General features: G+C 69.2%; 16 protein-coding genes. 11 read left to right on the top strand and 5 right to left on the bottom strand.

Annotated elements, in window-relative coordinates:
- The 4 genes from BOX37_RS31030 to BOX37_RS31015 all read left to right on the top strand — a co-directional run bounded on the left by BOX37_RS31030 (position 1) and on the right by BOX37_RS31015 (position 5,156).
- Complete coding sequence (locus tag BOX37_RS31030) at positions 1-2,121, top strand: acetyl/propionyl/methylcrotonyl-CoA carboxylase subunit alpha (protein ID WP_071930711.1); 2,121 nt, start codon at positions 1-3, stop codon at positions 2,119-2,121.
- Positions 2,122-2,194: 73 nt separating this feature from the next.
- Positions 2,195-3,355 (top strand): acyl-CoA dehydrogenase family protein, encoded by a 1,161-nt coding sequence (locus tag BOX37_RS31025; RefSeq protein WP_071930710.1) that lies wholly within the window; start codon positions 2,195-2,197, stop codon positions 3,353-3,355.
- A gap of 399 nt (positions 3,356-3,754) precedes the next feature.
- Positions 3,755-4,537, top strand: coding sequence for an enoyl-CoA hydratase family protein (locus tag BOX37_RS31020; RefSeq protein WP_071930709.1), 783 nt, complete (start codon positions 3,755-3,757; stop codon positions 4,535-4,537).
- A gap of 4 nt (positions 4,538-4,541) precedes the next feature.
- Entirely contained in the window at positions 4,542-5,156 is a 615-nt protein-coding gene (locus BOX37_RS31015; RefSeq protein ID WP_071930708.1) for a TetR/AcrR family transcriptional regulator, read from the top strand.
- 112 nt (positions 5,157-5,268) lie between these two features.
- On the opposite strand, the gene BOX37_RS31010 is transcribed toward BOX37_RS31015, so the two are convergent.
- Positions 5,269-5,898, bottom strand: a complete 630-nt coding sequence (locus BOX37_RS31010) for a class I SAM-dependent methyltransferase (RefSeq protein ID WP_156910636.1) — start codon at positions 5,896-5,898, stop codon at positions 5,269-5,271.
- A gap of 148 nt (positions 5,899-6,046) precedes the next feature.
- Here BOX37_RS31010 and BOX37_RS31005 point away from each other — a divergent pair, with 148 nt between their 5' ends.
- Entirely contained in the window at positions 6,047-6,802 is a 756-nt protein-coding gene (locus BOX37_RS31005; protein WP_240505120.1) for a TetR/AcrR family transcriptional regulator, read from the top strand.
- A gap of 277 nt (positions 6,803-7,079) precedes the next feature.
- Here the strand turns inward: BOX37_RS31005 and thiD are convergent, their stop codons facing one another.
- Positions 7,080-7,928, bottom strand: coding sequence for a bifunctional hydroxymethylpyrimidine kinase/phosphomethylpyrimidine kinase (gene thiD, locus BOX37_RS31000; RefSeq protein ID WP_071930707.1), 849 nt, complete (start codon positions 7,926-7,928; stop codon positions 7,080-7,082).
- Positions 7,929-8,005: 77 nt separating this feature from the next.
- Between thiD and BOX37_RS30995 the strand changes: the two genes are divergently transcribed.
- Positions 8,006-9,154: a GTP-binding protein gene (locus tag BOX37_RS30995; protein ID WP_071930706.1), complete on the top strand. Its 1,149-nt coding sequence runs from the start codon at positions 8,006-8,008 to the stop codon at positions 9,152-9,154.
- A gap of 104 nt (positions 9,155-9,258) precedes the next feature.
- Here the strand turns inward: BOX37_RS30995 and BOX37_RS30990 are convergent, their stop codons facing one another.
- Entirely contained in the window at positions 9,259-10,404 is a 1,146-nt protein-coding gene (locus BOX37_RS30990) for an epoxide hydrolase family protein (protein ID WP_071930705.1), read from the bottom strand.
- 89 nt (positions 10,405-10,493) lie between these two features.
- Here BOX37_RS30990 and BOX37_RS30985 point away from each other — a divergent pair, with 89 nt between their 5' ends.
- Positions 10,494-11,141, top strand: a complete 648-nt coding sequence (locus BOX37_RS30985; protein WP_071930704.1) for a TetR/AcrR family transcriptional regulator — start codon at positions 10,494-10,496, stop codon at positions 11,139-11,141.
- Between the two features lie 19 nt (positions 11,142-11,160).
- On the top strand, positions 11,161-11,583 hold the full coding sequence (locus tag BOX37_RS30980; RefSeq protein ID WP_071930703.1) for a VOC family protein: 423 nt from the start codon (positions 11,161-11,163) through the stop codon (positions 11,581-11,583).
- Between the two features lie 21 nt (positions 11,584-11,604).
- Here the strand turns inward: BOX37_RS30980 and BOX37_RS30975 are convergent, their stop codons facing one another.
- The gene (locus tag BOX37_RS30975) at positions 11,605-12,768 is read right to left on the bottom strand and encodes a KasA/KasB family beta-ketoacyl-ACP synthase (protein ID WP_240505475.1); all 1,164 of its coding nucleotides are present in this window, start codon (positions 12,766-12,768) and stop codon (positions 11,605-11,607) included.
- A gap of 94 nt (positions 12,769-12,862) precedes the next feature.
- On the opposite strand from BOX37_RS30975, the gene BOX37_RS30970 reads away from it, so the two are divergent.
- The 3 genes from BOX37_RS30970 to BOX37_RS30960 all read left to right on the top strand — a co-directional run bounded on the left by BOX37_RS30970 (position 12,863) and on the right by BOX37_RS30960 (position 14,244).
- Positions 12,863-13,375 (top strand): TetR/AcrR family transcriptional regulator, encoded by a 513-nt coding sequence (locus BOX37_RS30970; RefSeq protein WP_240505119.1) that lies wholly within the window; start codon positions 12,863-12,865, stop codon positions 13,373-13,375.
- A 118-nt stretch (positions 13,376-13,493) separates the two neighbouring features.
- Positions 13,494-13,925, top strand: a complete 432-nt coding sequence (locus tag BOX37_RS30965) for an SRPBCC domain-containing protein (RefSeq protein WP_071930700.1) — start codon at positions 13,494-13,496, stop codon at positions 13,923-13,925.
- Positions 13,915-14,244 carry an ArsR/SmtB family transcription factor gene (locus BOX37_RS30960; protein ID WP_071930699.1) on the top strand — a complete coding sequence of 110 codons (330 nt, stop codon included), beginning with the start codon at positions 13,915-13,917 and terminating at the stop codon, positions 14,242-14,244. Before BOX37_RS30965 ends, BOX37_RS30960 begins: the two co-directional genes overlap by 11 nt.
- A 33-nt stretch (positions 14,245-14,277) precedes the next feature.
- Here BOX37_RS30960 and BOX37_RS30955 read toward each other — a convergent pair whose 3' ends face one another.
- On the bottom strand, positions 14,278-15,072 hold the full coding sequence (locus BOX37_RS30955; protein WP_071930698.1) for a thioesterase family protein: 795 nt from the start codon (positions 15,070-15,072) through the stop codon (positions 14,278-14,280).
- Positions 15,073-15,114: the final 42 nt, after the last annotated feature.

Here is a 15,114-nt window from a genome sequence, read left to right as displayed (position 1 = left end):
ATGACTTCAGCATCGCGAAGCGATTCCGTGCGGGGCGGCGGCCGGGTGACGGGCGGGCTCACGAATGTTCTCGTCGCCAACCGGGGTGAGATCGCGCGCCGGGTTTTCGCCACCTGTCGTCGGATGGGTATCGGCACCACGGCTGTCTACTCCGACGCCGACGCCGCTGCACCGCACGTGTCCGAGGCCGACGCGGCCATCCGCCTGCCCGGCAACACCCCCGCCGAGACCTATCTGCGTGGTGAACTGATCATCGAGGCGGCGCTGGCGGCCGGTGCCGACGCGATTCATCCCGGCTACGGATTCCTCTCCGAGAACGCCGAATTCGCGCGATCGGTGCTCGACGCCGGTCTGGTGTGGATCGGGCCGCCGGTCGCGGCCATCGAGCAGATGGGCTCGAAGGTCGAGTCCAAGAAGATGATGGACGCGGCCGGTGTGCCCGTCCTGGCCGAGCTGGATCCGGCCGAGGTCACCGAGGCGCACCTGCCGGTGCTCATCAAGGCTTCCGCCGGTGGTGGTGGTCGCGGTATGCGCGTGGTGCGCGAGCTCGGTGAGCTGCGGGACCAGATCGCGGCGGCACAGCGCGAAGCCGAGTCGGCCTTCGGCGATCCGACCGTGTTCTGCGAGCGCTACCTCGAGACCGGACGCCACATCGAAGTGCAGGTCATGTCCGATACTTTCGGCAAGACCTGGGCCGTGGGCGAACGCGAGTGCTCGATCCAGCGGCGCCATCAGAAGGTCGTCGAAGAGGCGCCCTCGCCGCTGGTCGAGAAGGTCGACGCGCTGCGAGCTCAGGGGCCGGAGGCGGTAGCGGAGCGTGACCACGCAGGCTCCGGGAGCGGCGCCGATGGGCCGAGCATGCGGGACCGGCTCTTCGAGGCGGCTCGACTGGCCGCCGAGGCGATCGGCTACGAGGGTGCGGGTACGGTCGAGTTCCTGGCAGACGAGAAGGGCGAGTTCTTCTTCCTGGAGATGAACACCCGGCTGCAAGTGGAACATCCGGTCACCGAGCAGACCACCGGCCTCGACCTGGTTCGCCTGCAGTTGCAGGTGGCTTCGGGGCTGCCGCTGCCCGCTACCCAGCCCGCGCTGCGCGGCCACTCGATCGAGGTCCGCCTCTACGCCGAGGATCCCGCGCAGGACTGGCAGCCACAGAGCGGTCCGGTCCACAAGCTCGAGATTCCCTTCACCGCAGCCGAATTCACCGTGCTCGATCAGCCCGGCGTGCGCCTGGACACCGGCGTCGTCGACGATTCGGTGGTGGGCGTGCACTACGACCCGATGCTGGCCAAGGTGATCTCCTACGCCGAAACCCGTTCCGAGGCAGCACATCTGCTCGCCACCGCGCTGCAGCGGGCCAAGATCCACGGTCTGGTCACCAACCGCGACCTGCTCGTGCGGGTGCTGCGGCATCCGGCGTTCCTGGCCGGTGACACCGATACCGCCTTCTTCGCCACCCACGACCTGGCCGCGCTCTCGGCGCCGTTGGCCTCGGAAGCCGACGAAGCGCTCTCGATCGTGGCCGCGGCACTGGCCGATTCGGCCGCCAATCACGCCGCCAGCCGGTTCACCCGCCTGGCGCCCAACGGCTGGCGCAATCTGGCCTCGCTGCCGCAAACCAAGTCCTACGAGAGCCGCACCTCCGGGACGCACGAGGTGCGCTACCGCTACACCCGCACCGGCGTGACGGTGGAGGGCCACGACGGCCTCGAGCTGATCTCGGCGGCGCCCGATCGCGTCGTGCTCGCGGTGCCGGGCGAGCGCGGCCCGGTGCGCAGGCAGTTCGAGATCGCCCGCTACGGCGACCTCGTCGCGGTGGACTCTCCGCTCGGCCCGGTGTCGGTGCGCAGGCTGCCGCGCTTCACCGACCCGTCCGAGCAGGTCGCGGCCGGTTCGCTGCTCGCACCGATGCCCGGCAGCGTGATCCGCCTCGGCGCCGCCGAAGGCGACCAGGTGAAGCAGGGCCAACCCATTCTGTGGCTGGAGGCGATGAAGATGGAGCACACCATCGCCGCGCCCGCCACCGGCATTCTCAGTGCCTTGAACGTGACCGTCGGCCAGCAGGTCGAGGTCGGAACCGTCCTCGCGGTGGTCGAGGAAGAAGAGCAGGAGCAGGCATGAACGAGCGAAGCGAGAGAATCATGTGCCAGCGCGCGGAGCGCATGCCGCAGCCGAGCGCCAGCGAGGTGGAGGCATGAGCTTCATCGAAACCGAAGAGCAGACCGCGCTGCGGGCGGCCGTCGCGTCGCTGGCGAGCAAGTACAACTACCGCGACTACGTGCTGCCGCTCTCGCGCAAGAACGAGCCGCTCACCGAACTGTGGGACGAGGCGGGCAAGCTCGGCTTCCTCGGCGTGAACCTGCCCGAGGAATTCGGCGGCGGCGGCGCGGGCATGTACGAGCTGGCGCTGGTGCAGGAGGAGCTGTCGGCGCAGGGCGCCGGTCTGCTGCTGATGGTGGTCTCCCCGGCCATCTGCGGCACCATCATCACCAAGTACGGCACCGACGCGCAGAAACAGAACTGGCTGCCCAAGCTGGCCGACGGCTCGTCGAAGATGGTCTTCGCCATCACCGAACCCGACGCCGGTTCCAACTCGCACCAGATCACCACCACCGCCCGTCGTGACGGCGACGACTGGATCCTCAACGGCCGCAAGATCTTCATCTCCGGTGTCGATCAGGCCGAGGCCATCCTGGTGGTCTCGCGCACCGAGGACCACAAGACGGGCAAGCTCAAGCCCGCGCTGTTCATCGTGCCGGTCGACGCGCCTGGCCTGGTGAAGAACGTCCAGGAGATGGACGTGATCGAGCCCGACCACCAGTACACCCTGTTCTTCGACGATGTGCGCCTGCCCGCCGACGCCCTCGTCGGCTCCGAGGACGCGGCCCTGGCCCAGCTGTTCGCCGGGCTGAACCCCGAGCGCATCATGGGCTCGGCCATGGCTATCGGCCTGGGCCGCTACGCCATCGACCGCGCGGTCGAGTACGCCAAGGAGCGCACGGTCTGGAAGACGCCGATCGGTGCGCACCAGGGCATTTCGCATCCGCTGGCGCAGATCAAGATCGAGCTGGAACTGGCGAAGCTGATGATGCAGAAGGCCGCGACGCTCTACGACTCCGGCGACGAGTTCGGTGCCGCCGAGGCCGCCAACATGGCCAAGTACGCGGCGGCCGAGGCCAGCATCAAGGCCCTCGACCAGGCGATCCAGACCCACGGCGGGTCGGGTCTGACCAAGGAGGTGGGGTTGTCGGCGATGCTGCAGGCGGCGCGCATCATGCGCATCGCGCCAGTTAGCCGCGAGATGATTCTGAACTTCGTTTCGCAGCATTCGCTCGGGTTGCCGCGTTCGTATTGATTGTCCGGTTGTCCAAGGAGGTTGTGTTTGTTGGAGCGCTGGCGCGCTCGAGTCGCGGCCCCGAAGGGCCGCCGGTCAGGCACCGTTGCTTGCTCCTTCGTCGCGTACGCAACGGCGCCTGACCGGCGACCCGGCCGCGACCGGCCACTGCGTGGCCGCCGCTCCTCGGGGTCGCGGGTGCGGGGTTGGGAGTGCGGTCATGGCGGACTCAGGTGGTGCCGGGTGTGCTGGGAGTGCGGGAGGTGGCCGACTTCGGTGGTGCCGGGTGCGCTGGGAGTGCGGGAGGTGGCCGACTTCGGTGGTGCCGGGTGCGCTGGGAGTGCTGGCATGGCGGACTCGGGTGCGATGTGACGGGAGTGCGGTTGATGACTGGTTCTTTGGAAGCTCGAGGAGGATTCGATGAGTGATTCTGGTGATACGCCGTACGTGCGCTACGAAGTCGTCGATGGATTCGCGACGTTGACGTTTGATTCCCCGCACAACCGTAATGCGCTCTCGTCCAAGCTCGTTCGCGAGCTGGTGGCCGGATTGGACGCGGCGGCAACCGATCCCACCGTACGGGGGATCGTGCTCACCCACACCGGCGACACTTTCTGCGCCGGGGCCGACCTCAAGGAGGCGAGCACCGCCGATCCCGCGGTGGCCGCCGACGAGCGCACCCGCGTGATGATCGACGTGCTGCGCGGCATCCTCACCTCGCCCAAGCCGGTCATCGCGCAGATCGACGGCAATGTCCGGGCCGGTGGCATGGGCATCATCGGTGCCTGCGATCTCGTCGTGGCCGGGCCGGGCAGCAGTTTCGCGCTCACCGAGGTGCGGATCGGGATGGCGCCGTTCATGATCTCGCTCACCCTGGTGCCGCGCCTTGACCAGCGCGCGGCCGGGCGCTACTTCCTCACCGGCGAGAAGTTCGACGCCGCGACCGCGCAGGAGATCGGGCTGGTCACCGTGGCGGTCGCCGATGCCGCCGCCGAGGTCGAACGCCTTGCCGGCGAACTGCGCAAGGGTTCGCCGCAGGGTCTGGCCGAGTCCAAGAAGCTGGTCAACGCGACCCTGCTGGCCACCTTCGACGCCGAGGCCGAGGCGCTCGCGCAGCGCTCGGCGGGCTTCTTCGGCACCCCCGAGGTGATCGAGGGTATGACGGCCTTCTTCCAGAAGCGCCCGCCCAGCTGGGCACAATAGGGCAATGGCGACACCCCACGAACCCAAGCAGGACCGCAGCCGGGCCACCCGGCAGCGGCTGCTGGAGGCGACCATCGACTGCCTGGCCGAGACCGGCTGGGCAGCCGCCACCGTGTCGGTGGTCGCCGAACGGGCCGGGGTGTCACGCGGGGCCGCCCAGCACCATTTCCCCACCCGCGAGGACCTGATCACCGGCGCGCTCGAGTACATGTTCGACACCCGCATGGACCAGTCCACCGCCGAGGCGGCCGCGATCAGCGGGGTCGCCGAGGGGGAGGGCCGCACCCGCGCCGTGGTCTCCGGCCTGGTCGAGTCCTACACCTCACCGCTGTTCAAAGCCGCCCTCCAGGTCTGGACCCACGCCGCCGCCGACCCTGCCCTGCGCGAACGCATCGTCCCCCTCGAGGCCCGCTTCGGCCGCATCGCCCACCGCCGCGCCGTCGAAGCGCTCGGGGTCGACGACTCGAACCCGGTCAACCATCACCTCGTCCAGGCCACCCTCGACCTGGCCCGCGGCCTCGGCCTCGCCGACGTCCTCACCGACGACTCGGCGCGGCGCAAATTGATCGTCGACCAGTGGGCATCGACGCTGCACGCGGCCCTCGACAACCCCAGCTGACCCTGGCGACCTGCTCCACTACGACGCCGATTTCGAAACGGTCGCCTGAGTGGTCGACCTCAACCACCGCTGGGTCGCCCCGCGTGGGACCCTCGCCCCAGCCTGATCGGGCTCAGGTGCGATGCACGCGGATCACGCTGTCGGCCCGCTCGCCGACGACGCCGTCGGGGCTGGTCGAGGCGCTGTGGACGAGCTCGGCGGTGTCGACCTGCCATTGACCAGGCGCGAGCTCGAGCTGCTCGAGCACCTGCTCGACGGTCGGGAAGGCGTAGTCGTGCGGGGGCGTGTCCGCCCAGCTCGGCCAGCCCGCGTGCCCGCCGACGATCAGCACCCCACCCGGTGCGACGGCGGCCGCGGCCGAGCGCAGAATCCCGGCGCGCTCGTCGGGGAGCTCCACCGGCGAGTGCAGGAACTGCGCGGAGACCAGGTCGAAGGATCCGGCGGGGAAGGTGGCCCGCAGGTCGTGGCGCTCCCAGGCGATCGTCAGCCCGGCCGCCGCCGCGCGCTGCTCGCCGCGGGCCATGGCCGTGGCCGAGACGTCGACAGCGGTCACCCGCCAGCCCTGCTCGGCCAGCCAGATCGCGTCGGCGCCCTCGCCGCACCCGAGATCGAGCACGGTCCCCGGACTCAGGCCGTGCACCTCGCGGACGAGCAGGGGATTGGGGTTGCCGGTCCAGACCTGTTCGCGTTCGCGGTAGAAGTTTTCCCAGTACTGTTCGGCGGTGGGTACGGTCTCGGTCATGGGTGCTCCATCCCTGGTCGACGCGGTGATCGGGTCGATTCGATAGTGCGGTGATCCACTGGCGGGACGCCAGAAAAGTTGCTGTTGCGGCAACTGTGGTGTGCGTCGCAGGCCGACTGCGGCGACCCGGCACCGAGGAGGGCGCACGGTGCGGCGGCGCGGGCCGCTTAGTATTACGCCCGTGGCGCGTGTGTACCGGAGGGCAGAGGAGTCGCCGGTTCGTCGCGTCGACGCGCGGACCGAACGGTGGCGTGAGCACCGGGTACGGGTCCGGATCGAATTCGTCGACGCCGCGTTCCGCGCGCTCGACCGCTTCGGCCCCGAGGTCAGCATGGGCGACATCGCCAAGGAAGCCGGCGCGGCCAAGCCGAAGCTGTATCGCCATTTCGAGGACAAGACCGACCTCTACAACGCGATTGTCGACCGGCTACGCGACACCCTGTGGGAGCGAATGCTCAGCGGCGTGAACCTGACCGACGACTCGATCGCGGAACTGGTGCATCGCGCGGCCGCCGAGTACGTGGCCGTGGTGACCGAGCATCCGAACGTCTTCCGGTTCATGCTGCACAGCCATTTCAGCCAGCAGGCCCGCGAAACCGAACGGGCGCTCGTGGCCGCCCGCCAATCCGCCCGGCGCGCCGCCGAGTTCTTCGCCGGCCTGCTGCCGACGGAATCGATCGACGTGGCCGGGATCGAATTGGTGAACTACTCGATCTTCGGTGCGGTGGCCTCGGCCACGGACTGGTGGCTCGGCGCGAATCAGCGCGAGGTGTCGGTGATGCCGGTCGAGCGCTTCATCGACTATCTGGCCGAGAGCATCTCGGCACTGGCCATGGCGCACGCCCGCTTCAACGGCATCACGATCGATCCGTCGCAGCCACTACGCGACGCCTTCGCTGTGTAGTTGGAGCGCTGGCGCGCTCGAGTTCGCGCCCCCGGCGGTCCCGCCGATCAGCCACCGGTGCTTGCTCCTTCGTCGCCTACGCACCGGCGCCTGATCGGCGGGACGGGCGCGAACCGCCGACTGCGTCGGCGATCCCTCCTCGGGGTCGGGATGTGCGGGGTCGGTTTGCCGCGACCGGTACGAACTTCGTTGTTCTCGCCGGTCACGTCACTGGGACCGGTGGGGGGTGCGACCACCTCAGTATGGCTCTGGCCACCGACAAGTTCGCCGACGCACGCTAGGCGTCCTCGTGCAACCGCCACAGGGGTGACACGGGCCCGTGGCCTGCGCCGAGATCGTAGGAGGCGGACAGGCAGCGGTGGGTCCACTCCTTGGCGAACTCCACCGCGTCGGGTACCGGGTATCCGTTGGCGAGGGCGCTGGCGATGGCCGCGGCCAGGGTGTCGCCGCCGCCGTGATCGTTGCCGGTGGCGATGCGCGGTGCGGTGAACTCGCGGAAGGTGTCGCCGTCGTAGAGCAGGTCGGTGCTGAACTCCGAGGCGCGCAGGTGCCCGCCCTTGACGATCGACCACTGCGCGCCGAGCGCGTGCAGCGCCTCGGCGGCTTTGCGCGCGGTGGCGTCGTCGACCACCTCGATGCCGGTGATCAGCCGGACCTCGTCGAGGTTCGGGGTGACCACGGTGGCCAGCGGGATCAGGGTGTTGCGGACCGCGTCGAGCGCCTCGGCGTGCAGCAGCGGGTCGCCGTGCATGGACGCGGCGACCGGGTCGACGACCAGCGGGATGTCGCCGTCGCGGCCGATACCGAGTTCGCGGCACACCCCGGCGACGGCTTCGATGATGGCGGTGGATGCCAGCATGCCGGTCTTGGCCGCGCCGATACCGATATCGCGCACGACCACGCGCACCTGATCGGCGACGACATTCGGCGGGATCTCGTGAAAACCGCTGACGCCCAGCGTGTTCTGCACCGTCACCGCGGCAACCGCCACGCAGGCGTGCACTCCGCACAGCGCCATGGTCCGGGAGTCGGCCTGGATTCCGGCGCCGCCACCGGAGTCGGTGCCCGCGATGGTGAGCGCGCGAACGGGGGTCTGGCCATCGGGGGGCAGCGGCAACATCTTCACGTCCCAACCCTACGACCGTGTGTCCGATTTCGAGACCCCACCCGCCAACAACAAATGAAAACCATTATCATTAATGGGTGACCATCACCCCGCCTTCCACGTCCCTGCCCGTCACCGTGCTGTCCGGCTTCCTCGGCGCGGGTAAGACCACCCTGCTCAACCACATCCTCGCCAACCGCGACGGGCGCCGGGTCGCGGTGATCGTCAACGACATGAGCGAGGTCAACATCGACGCGGCGCTGATCGCCGGCCAGGGGCATCTCGATCGCACCGAGGAGAAGCTGGTCGAACTCACCAACGGCTGCATCTGCTGCACCTTGCGGGAGGACCTGATCGAGGCCGTCGCGCGCCTGGCCCGCGCGGGCCGGTTCGACCAGTTGGTGATCGAGTCGACGGGCATCTCCGAACCCATGCCGGTGGCGGCCACCTTCGACTGGGAGTTCGAGGATGGCTTCCGCCTCGGCGAGATCGCCCGCCTCGACACCATGGTGACCGTCGTCGACGCCTCGACCTTCCTGGCCGAACTGGTCCGCGGCGACGGCCTGGCCGAGCGTGATCTCGAAGCGGGCGAGGGCGATTCGCGCACTATCGCCGACCTGCTGGTCGACCAGGTGGAGTTCGCCGATGTGCTGCTGATCAACAAGACCGATCTGGTGAGCGCCAATGCCGCGGCCACCGTCGAGGCGACGGTGCGCAGGCTCAACCCGCGCGCGCACATCCTGCGCGCCGAGAAAGGCGTGGTCGACCTGAGCGAGGTGCTCGGTACCGGGCGCTACAACCCGGTGGTGGCCGCCGAGGCCGAGGGCTGGGCCGAGGAGCTGGCCGGCGGGCACACGCCCGAGACCGAGGAATACGGCATCAGCAGCCTGACCTTCGTCGCCGATCGGCCGTTCCATCCGCAGCGCCTGGCCGCCGCGCTCGAGCGCTTGCGCGGGATGCTGCGCAGCAAGGGGTTCTGCTGGATCGCCAGTCGTCCCGAGCTGGCCGCCATCTGGTCGCAGGCCGGGCCGAATCTGACCTTCGAGCCCGGTGCCTGGTGGTCGGCGCTCGAGGTTCCCGCCGGCCAGGAGATCGTGTTCATCGGCGTGCGCCTCGACGCGGCGGGACTGCGCCGCGAACTCGACGCCGCCCTGCTCACCGATGCCGAGTTCGCCGCGGGTGCCGGGGTGTGGACCAGCTACCCGGATCCGTTCCCAGCCTGGGGCGAGTTGCACGAACATCACTGATCGACTCCTTTGGCGGGCGTATCGCACTGAGCTGGTGCATGATTCGAAGGGGCTGCGACCCACGCGCCGATGAGGGGAGCGTGGGTCGCGGCACCGGAGCCGACTCAGGCGAGCCCGGCGAAGAATCGGCGAATGTCGCCGACCAGCACCTCGGGCGCCTCGTGCGCGGCATAGTGCCCGGCCGCGCCGTTCGTGTCGCCCTGCGCCGCGCCGGGGTCGTAGGTGTTCCAGCTGACGATATTGCGGTGATCGCGCTCGGCGAAGCGACGGATCGACTGGAAGTCGCCCGCGAACATCGCCAGCCCGGTCGGTACGGTCGTCGGCTCGCTCGGGTGCTCGCTGGTGTGGGCGTCCTCGTAGTAGAAGCGCAGCGAGGAGCCCGCCGTTGCGGTGAGCCAGTACAGCGCCACGTTCGCGATGACGAAACGCGGGTCCAGCGATTCGCCGAACAGCTGAGCGTTCCAGCCGAGCAGCCCGACCGGCGAGTCGGCCAGCGCGTAGGCCAGGGTCTGCGGCTGCTGGCTGTGCAGCGTGTTGAACGACATCTTGTTCTCGTGGAACCACTGCAGATGTTGCAGCGCCGCCATGTCCGCCTCGGACAGGCCCTCGAACTCGGCGGGGTCGCCGGACGGGAACGAGAACAGCTGGGTGACGTGCACGCCGACCACGTTCTGCGGCGCGATCCGGCCGATCTCCGGCGACACCATCGAGCCGGCGTCGTTGCCGATGGCGCCGTAGCGCTCGTAGCCGAGCCGGGCCATCAGCTCGGCCCAGGCGCGAGCGGTCCGGTAGCGGTTCCAGCCGGTGCTGCGGGTCGGTCCGGAGAAGCCGAAACCGGGCAGCGACGGGATGACCAGGTGGAAGGCGGGATCGGCGGCTGATTCCGGGTCGGTGAGCGGCGCGATGAGGTCGAGGAATTCCAGGATCGAGCCCGGCCAGCCGTGGGTGAGGATCACCGGCGTGGCATCGGGGCGCGCGGAGCGGATGTGCAGGAAGTGGATGGTCTCGCCGTCGATCTCGGTGGTGAACTGCGGGTAGGCGTTGAGTTCGGATTCCAGTGCACGCCAGTCGAATTCCTCCAGCCAGTAGGTGGCCAGGGTGCGGACTCGATCGGCCGGGACGCCGTAGGCGTCGCCGACGCCGGGCAGCTCGTGCGGGTACAGCGCACGGCGCAGGCGGTCGGCGAGGTCGTCGAGGCGGGCCTGGGGGATCTCGATGTGGAACGGGGTGACGGTGGCCGTGTGGGTCATGACGACTCCTCTTTCGGAAACGGAATGCTTCGTTCTGTTCCAACCGTAGCAGAACGGATCATTCCGTTTCAAGTGGTAGGCTGATATTCATGGCACAGCAGACCGAACCCGCAGATCAGCCCCGCCTGTCCGGCCGCAAGGCGCAGGCCGCGCGCAACAACGAGCTGATCCTCGACGCCGCCAGGGCCGTGTTCCTGGACGATCCGACCGCGCCGATCGCGGCCGTGGCCGAGCGCGCGGGCGTCGGGATCAGCGCGCTCTACCGCCGATACCCGAGCAAGGAAGTGCTGCTGCGCACCCTGTGTTACGAAGGGCTGCGCCAGTACAACGCCGAAGCCGATGCGGCGCTGGAGGATTCGGATGGCTGGCGCGGGCTGGTCGGGTTCCTGGAAAGAGTGGTCGAGGCCGATGTGCACTCGCTCGCGGTGCACCTGGCAGGCACTTTCACCCCCGACGACTCGCTCGTGCCGGAGGTGATCCACGCGGGCGAGGCCGCCGAGGAACTGATTCGCCGCGCACACGCCACCGGCAGGCTGCGCGCCGACTTCACCGCGCTGGACCTGGCCCTCGTGCTCGACGCGTGCGCCGCCGTCGGCGTGCCCGATCCCGTACGCACCGCGCAACTGCGCAAACGCCTGCTCGCCGTGCTCGTCGACGGCATGAGCGCCACGGGCGAGCTGCCCGGACCGGCGCCGGCCGTGGGCGAATTCGCCTGGCGCTGGGAGCGGCGGGCCTGACCGTGGCAGACTGAGGCGCGTGAACTGGACTCTGGAAGTCGTGATCGTCCCGGTCTCCGATATCGACCGGGCCAAGCGGTTCTACGCCGAGCGTCTCGGCTTCGTCGTCGACCACGACACGGTGGTCGGCGACGACATCCGCGTCGTGCAACTCACCCCGCCCGGCTCCGGCTGTTCGATCGTGATCGGCAAGGGCGCGGTGCCCGAGATGCCGCCCGGCTCGCTGAAGGGTCTGCAGCTCGTCGTGCCCGACATCGAGCAGGCGCACGCGGAGTTGGTGGCGCGCGGTGTCGAGGTCACCGACGTGCAGGTACTGGGCCAGAACCCCGCCGAAGCGCCGCATCCGCTCGACAATGTGGGCTTCGTCTTCTTCAGCGATCCCGACGGCAACGGCTGGGCTGTGCAACAGATCTCGAGCCGCGCGCGCGAATCCTCGAGCTGATCCGAACCCGGTCGGACCGAGTCAGGCCCGGCCGAAGGCCAGTGCCACATTGTGGCCGCCGAAGCCGAAGGAATTGTTGAGCGCGTAGTCGATCCGCTGCCGCCGCGCCGACCCGGCGACGACATCCATCTCGATCGCCGGGTCGGCGTTGTCGTAGTTCAGGGTGGGCGGCACGATCTGCTCGCGCAGACTCAGCACGGTGAGCACCGATTCGAGCGCGCCGACCGCGCCGATCGAGTGTCCGAGCGCCGATTTCGGGGCATAGACCGAGGCGCCCGGTGTCACCCCGGTGATGGCGGCGGCCTCGGAGGCGTCACCGATCGGCGTCGAGGTGGCGTGCGCGTTCACATGGTCGATGTCGCTGTCCCGAAGTCCCGCTGTACGAACGGCTTTGCGCATCGCACGGGCGGCCCCGACACCGGCCGGATCGGAGGCGACGATGTGATAGGCGTCGGAAGTGATGCCCGCGCCGAGGATCCGCGCGTGGATCTCGGCGCCGCGCGCCCTGGCATGGCGTTCGGATTCGAGCACGAGCAGCGCACCCGCCTCGCCGAAGACGAAGCCGTCGCGATCGCGCTCGAACGGCCGTGAGGCGCGGGTGGGTTCGTCGTTGCGCGTGCTCATCGCCCGCATCATCGCGAATCCCGCGATCGGCACCGCGTGGATGTGTCCCTCCACGCCACCGGTCACCACTACATCGGCCTCGCCGGTGCTGATCAACCGCCAGGCGTGCGCGATGGCCTCCGAACCCGACGAGCACGCCGACACCGGCGCGAAAACACCGGCCTGCGCACCGATGTCGAGCCCGATCGTCGCGGCGGCGCCGTTGGGCATCACCATCGGGACGGCCAGCGGCGAGACCTTGCGGTAGCCGCCCGCGCGCATCGCGTCGACGGCGTCGATGAGCGCGTCACCGCCGCCGAGTCCGGTGCCGACCGCGACGGCGAGTCGGTCGCCTTCCACATCGGGTGCGCCCGCTGCCTGCCACACCTGCCTGCCCAGGACGAGGGCCAGGCGCTCCACGTAGGAGTGTCTGCGCTGTTCGACGCGCGTCAGCTGGGCATCTGGCGACGCGGTGAGCGCACCGCCGATGCGGACCGGCAGATCGTGTTCGTCGAGGAGTTCGTCGGGCAGCGCGCGGATGCCGCTCTCGCCGCGCAGCAGCCGGGACCAGGTCTCGTCCATGGTGTCGGCCAGCGCGGTGGTCGCCGCGTAGGCGGTAACCACGACGGCCCGTCCTCTCGACCATCGCAAACGCGCCGAACTGCTGGCAGGCGTCGTGGCCTACATCGCCGCGCACGGCCTGGCCGAGCTGTCGTTGCGCCCGCTGGCGGCCGCGCTCGGCACCAGCTCCCGGATGCTCATCTACTACTTCGAGACCAAGGAGGAACTGCTGGTCCAGGCGCTGGCCACGCAGCGGCCCGACCTCGCGGCGCTGTTCGCCGATGTGACGGAGCCCGGCCAGATGCGCGAGCGGCTGATCGGCTTCTTCGACCTGAATTCCGTTGGCACGGAAGGCGACAGCGTGCGTGTGCTGTTGCAGGTGCTCGGTGCGGCGTGTGCGCCGGGTTCGCCGTATCAGGACTACGCGAATGCCGCGATCGCCACCTTCGTCACCGAGCTCGCCGCCGCGTTGCGCCGCACCGGTCCGGCCGAGCGCGCCGAGGTGGTGGCGACCCTGCTCGTGTCCGGGCTGCGCGGGATCATCCAGGACCGGGTGATCACCGGCGATCGGGAACGCACGGGACTGGCCGCGCGCGCCCTCATCGACGCGGTGCTGCCAGTGCGCTGAACACGCGCCGCGGGTCGGGCTCCGGGTTCTGGCCGGGCTTTGTCGCACACTATTGACGCAACCCAATGGTTGCAATATATTGAGTAGCAACCAACTGGTTGCTACTCAAGGAGGCATCATGGGATTCCCTGATCAGATCGCGCGCACCGTCGAGCTCGCCCATCCGCCCGCCAAGGTCTGGGCGGCGATCACCACCGCCGAAGGGTTGGGCACGTGGTTCGGCAACACGGCCACCATCGACCTGCGGCCCGGTGGGTCGGCGCAGATGAAGTGGGATGCCGGGGATACGGCGAACATGCGGGTGGAGCGCGTCGAGGAGCCGAATGTGTTCGGGTTCACCTGGCACATCTACGGCCTGCCCGAGGACGACCCGCGCCGCACCTACGTGGAGTTCACGCTCGAACCGGTCGACACCGGAACGCGGCTCACGGTCGTGGAGACCGGCTTCGCCCAGCTGGCCGGGGACGAATACCAGGTGGCCTACGGCGGCAACACCGACGGCTGGAAGAGTGAACTGGGTGAACTGGTCGAATACCTCGATGCGGCCTGAGCTCGAGGCGACCGCCGAACGGGTCTTCGTCGCGCTGGCCGACCCGAGCCGTCGCGCGGTGCTCGCCGCACTCGCCGCCGCCGGCCCCGCCACCGCGACCGATCTCGCCGATCGCCTGCCGATCACCCGGCAGGCGATCGCGAAACATCTCGTCCTGCTGTCGGATGCGGGCCTGGTGATCGGTGAGCCGGGGGAGCGGCGGCGCGTGCGCTACCGACTCGATTCCGGCCCTATGCGGGTTGCCCAACAGTTCTTGGCTGCCATGGCCAGGGACTGGGACGGGTCACTGGACGCTTTGCGTAGACATCTGGACGGCTGAACCCGCGCGTCGCGACCATCGTGGCGACGCGGTTCAGCCCCTTGGCGCCAGCAGCAGCGTCTGAGTGCTGCGGCCGAGCGGTCCCTGCTCGTCGAACAGCGCGGATTCGGCCATGCCGATGCCGTGCGGCTGGGGGTGGGTGACCGCGTCCAGGCAGACCCATTCGCCGACCGGCTGACGGTGCAGGGTGACCGTCAGGTCGGTGTTGATGAACAGATACTTCGACCAGTCGAGGACCGCGCTCACGCCGTTGCCCGAATCGGCGGCCGCCAGGGTGCGTTCCAGCGGGCTCGGCATCGTACCGGCGACGATGGGGTACTTCAATCGAACCCAGCAGACCGCGGGTCCCGGTTCGCTGAACGAGCCGGTGCGGAACCAGTATTCGATGCCGGTGTGGAAGCCGATCGTCTGGGTGGAGGGGAACATCGCCGGTTCGGTCCCCGTGGGCATCGAGCGGTGACCGGTCGGCAGGAACTCCATCGGCAGGTCCAGCGCGGGCTCGGCCAACTTGAGCCGCCATGCGTTGGCTCGCATCACGGGCCCGCGTTCCGACGACAATGTCGCCTCGATCAGTTCCACGCTCCGCCCCGACCGCACCACTTTCGCCTGCGCGGTCAACGGCTCCAACGGCACCGGCCCGAGTATCTCCACCGCGACCCGCCCGACCTGGAACCCCGCGCGCGGCTCGCACCGCTCGATCACATGCCCGAGCAGGGCCGAAGGCGGTCCCGCGTGCTGAGCGTCGGGCGACCAGGGCCCGCGCGTCAGCTCGGTGGAGACGAACCGATTCGGGTCCGCCGGGTCGGGGAGATAGAAGGCATCGGCCACCCCGCCGACGCTACCCGCCTCGAGGTGAGGCCGACCACGGGA

It is taken from the genome of Nocardia mangyaensis (assembly GCF_001886715.1).
Taxonomy (GTDB): domain Bacteria; phylum Actinomycetota; class Actinomycetes; order Mycobacteriales; family Mycobacteriaceae; genus Nocardia; species Nocardia mangyaensis.
Note: the sequence above shows the minus strand (reverse complement) of the source record. Positions and strands in the feature narration are given on the sequence as shown.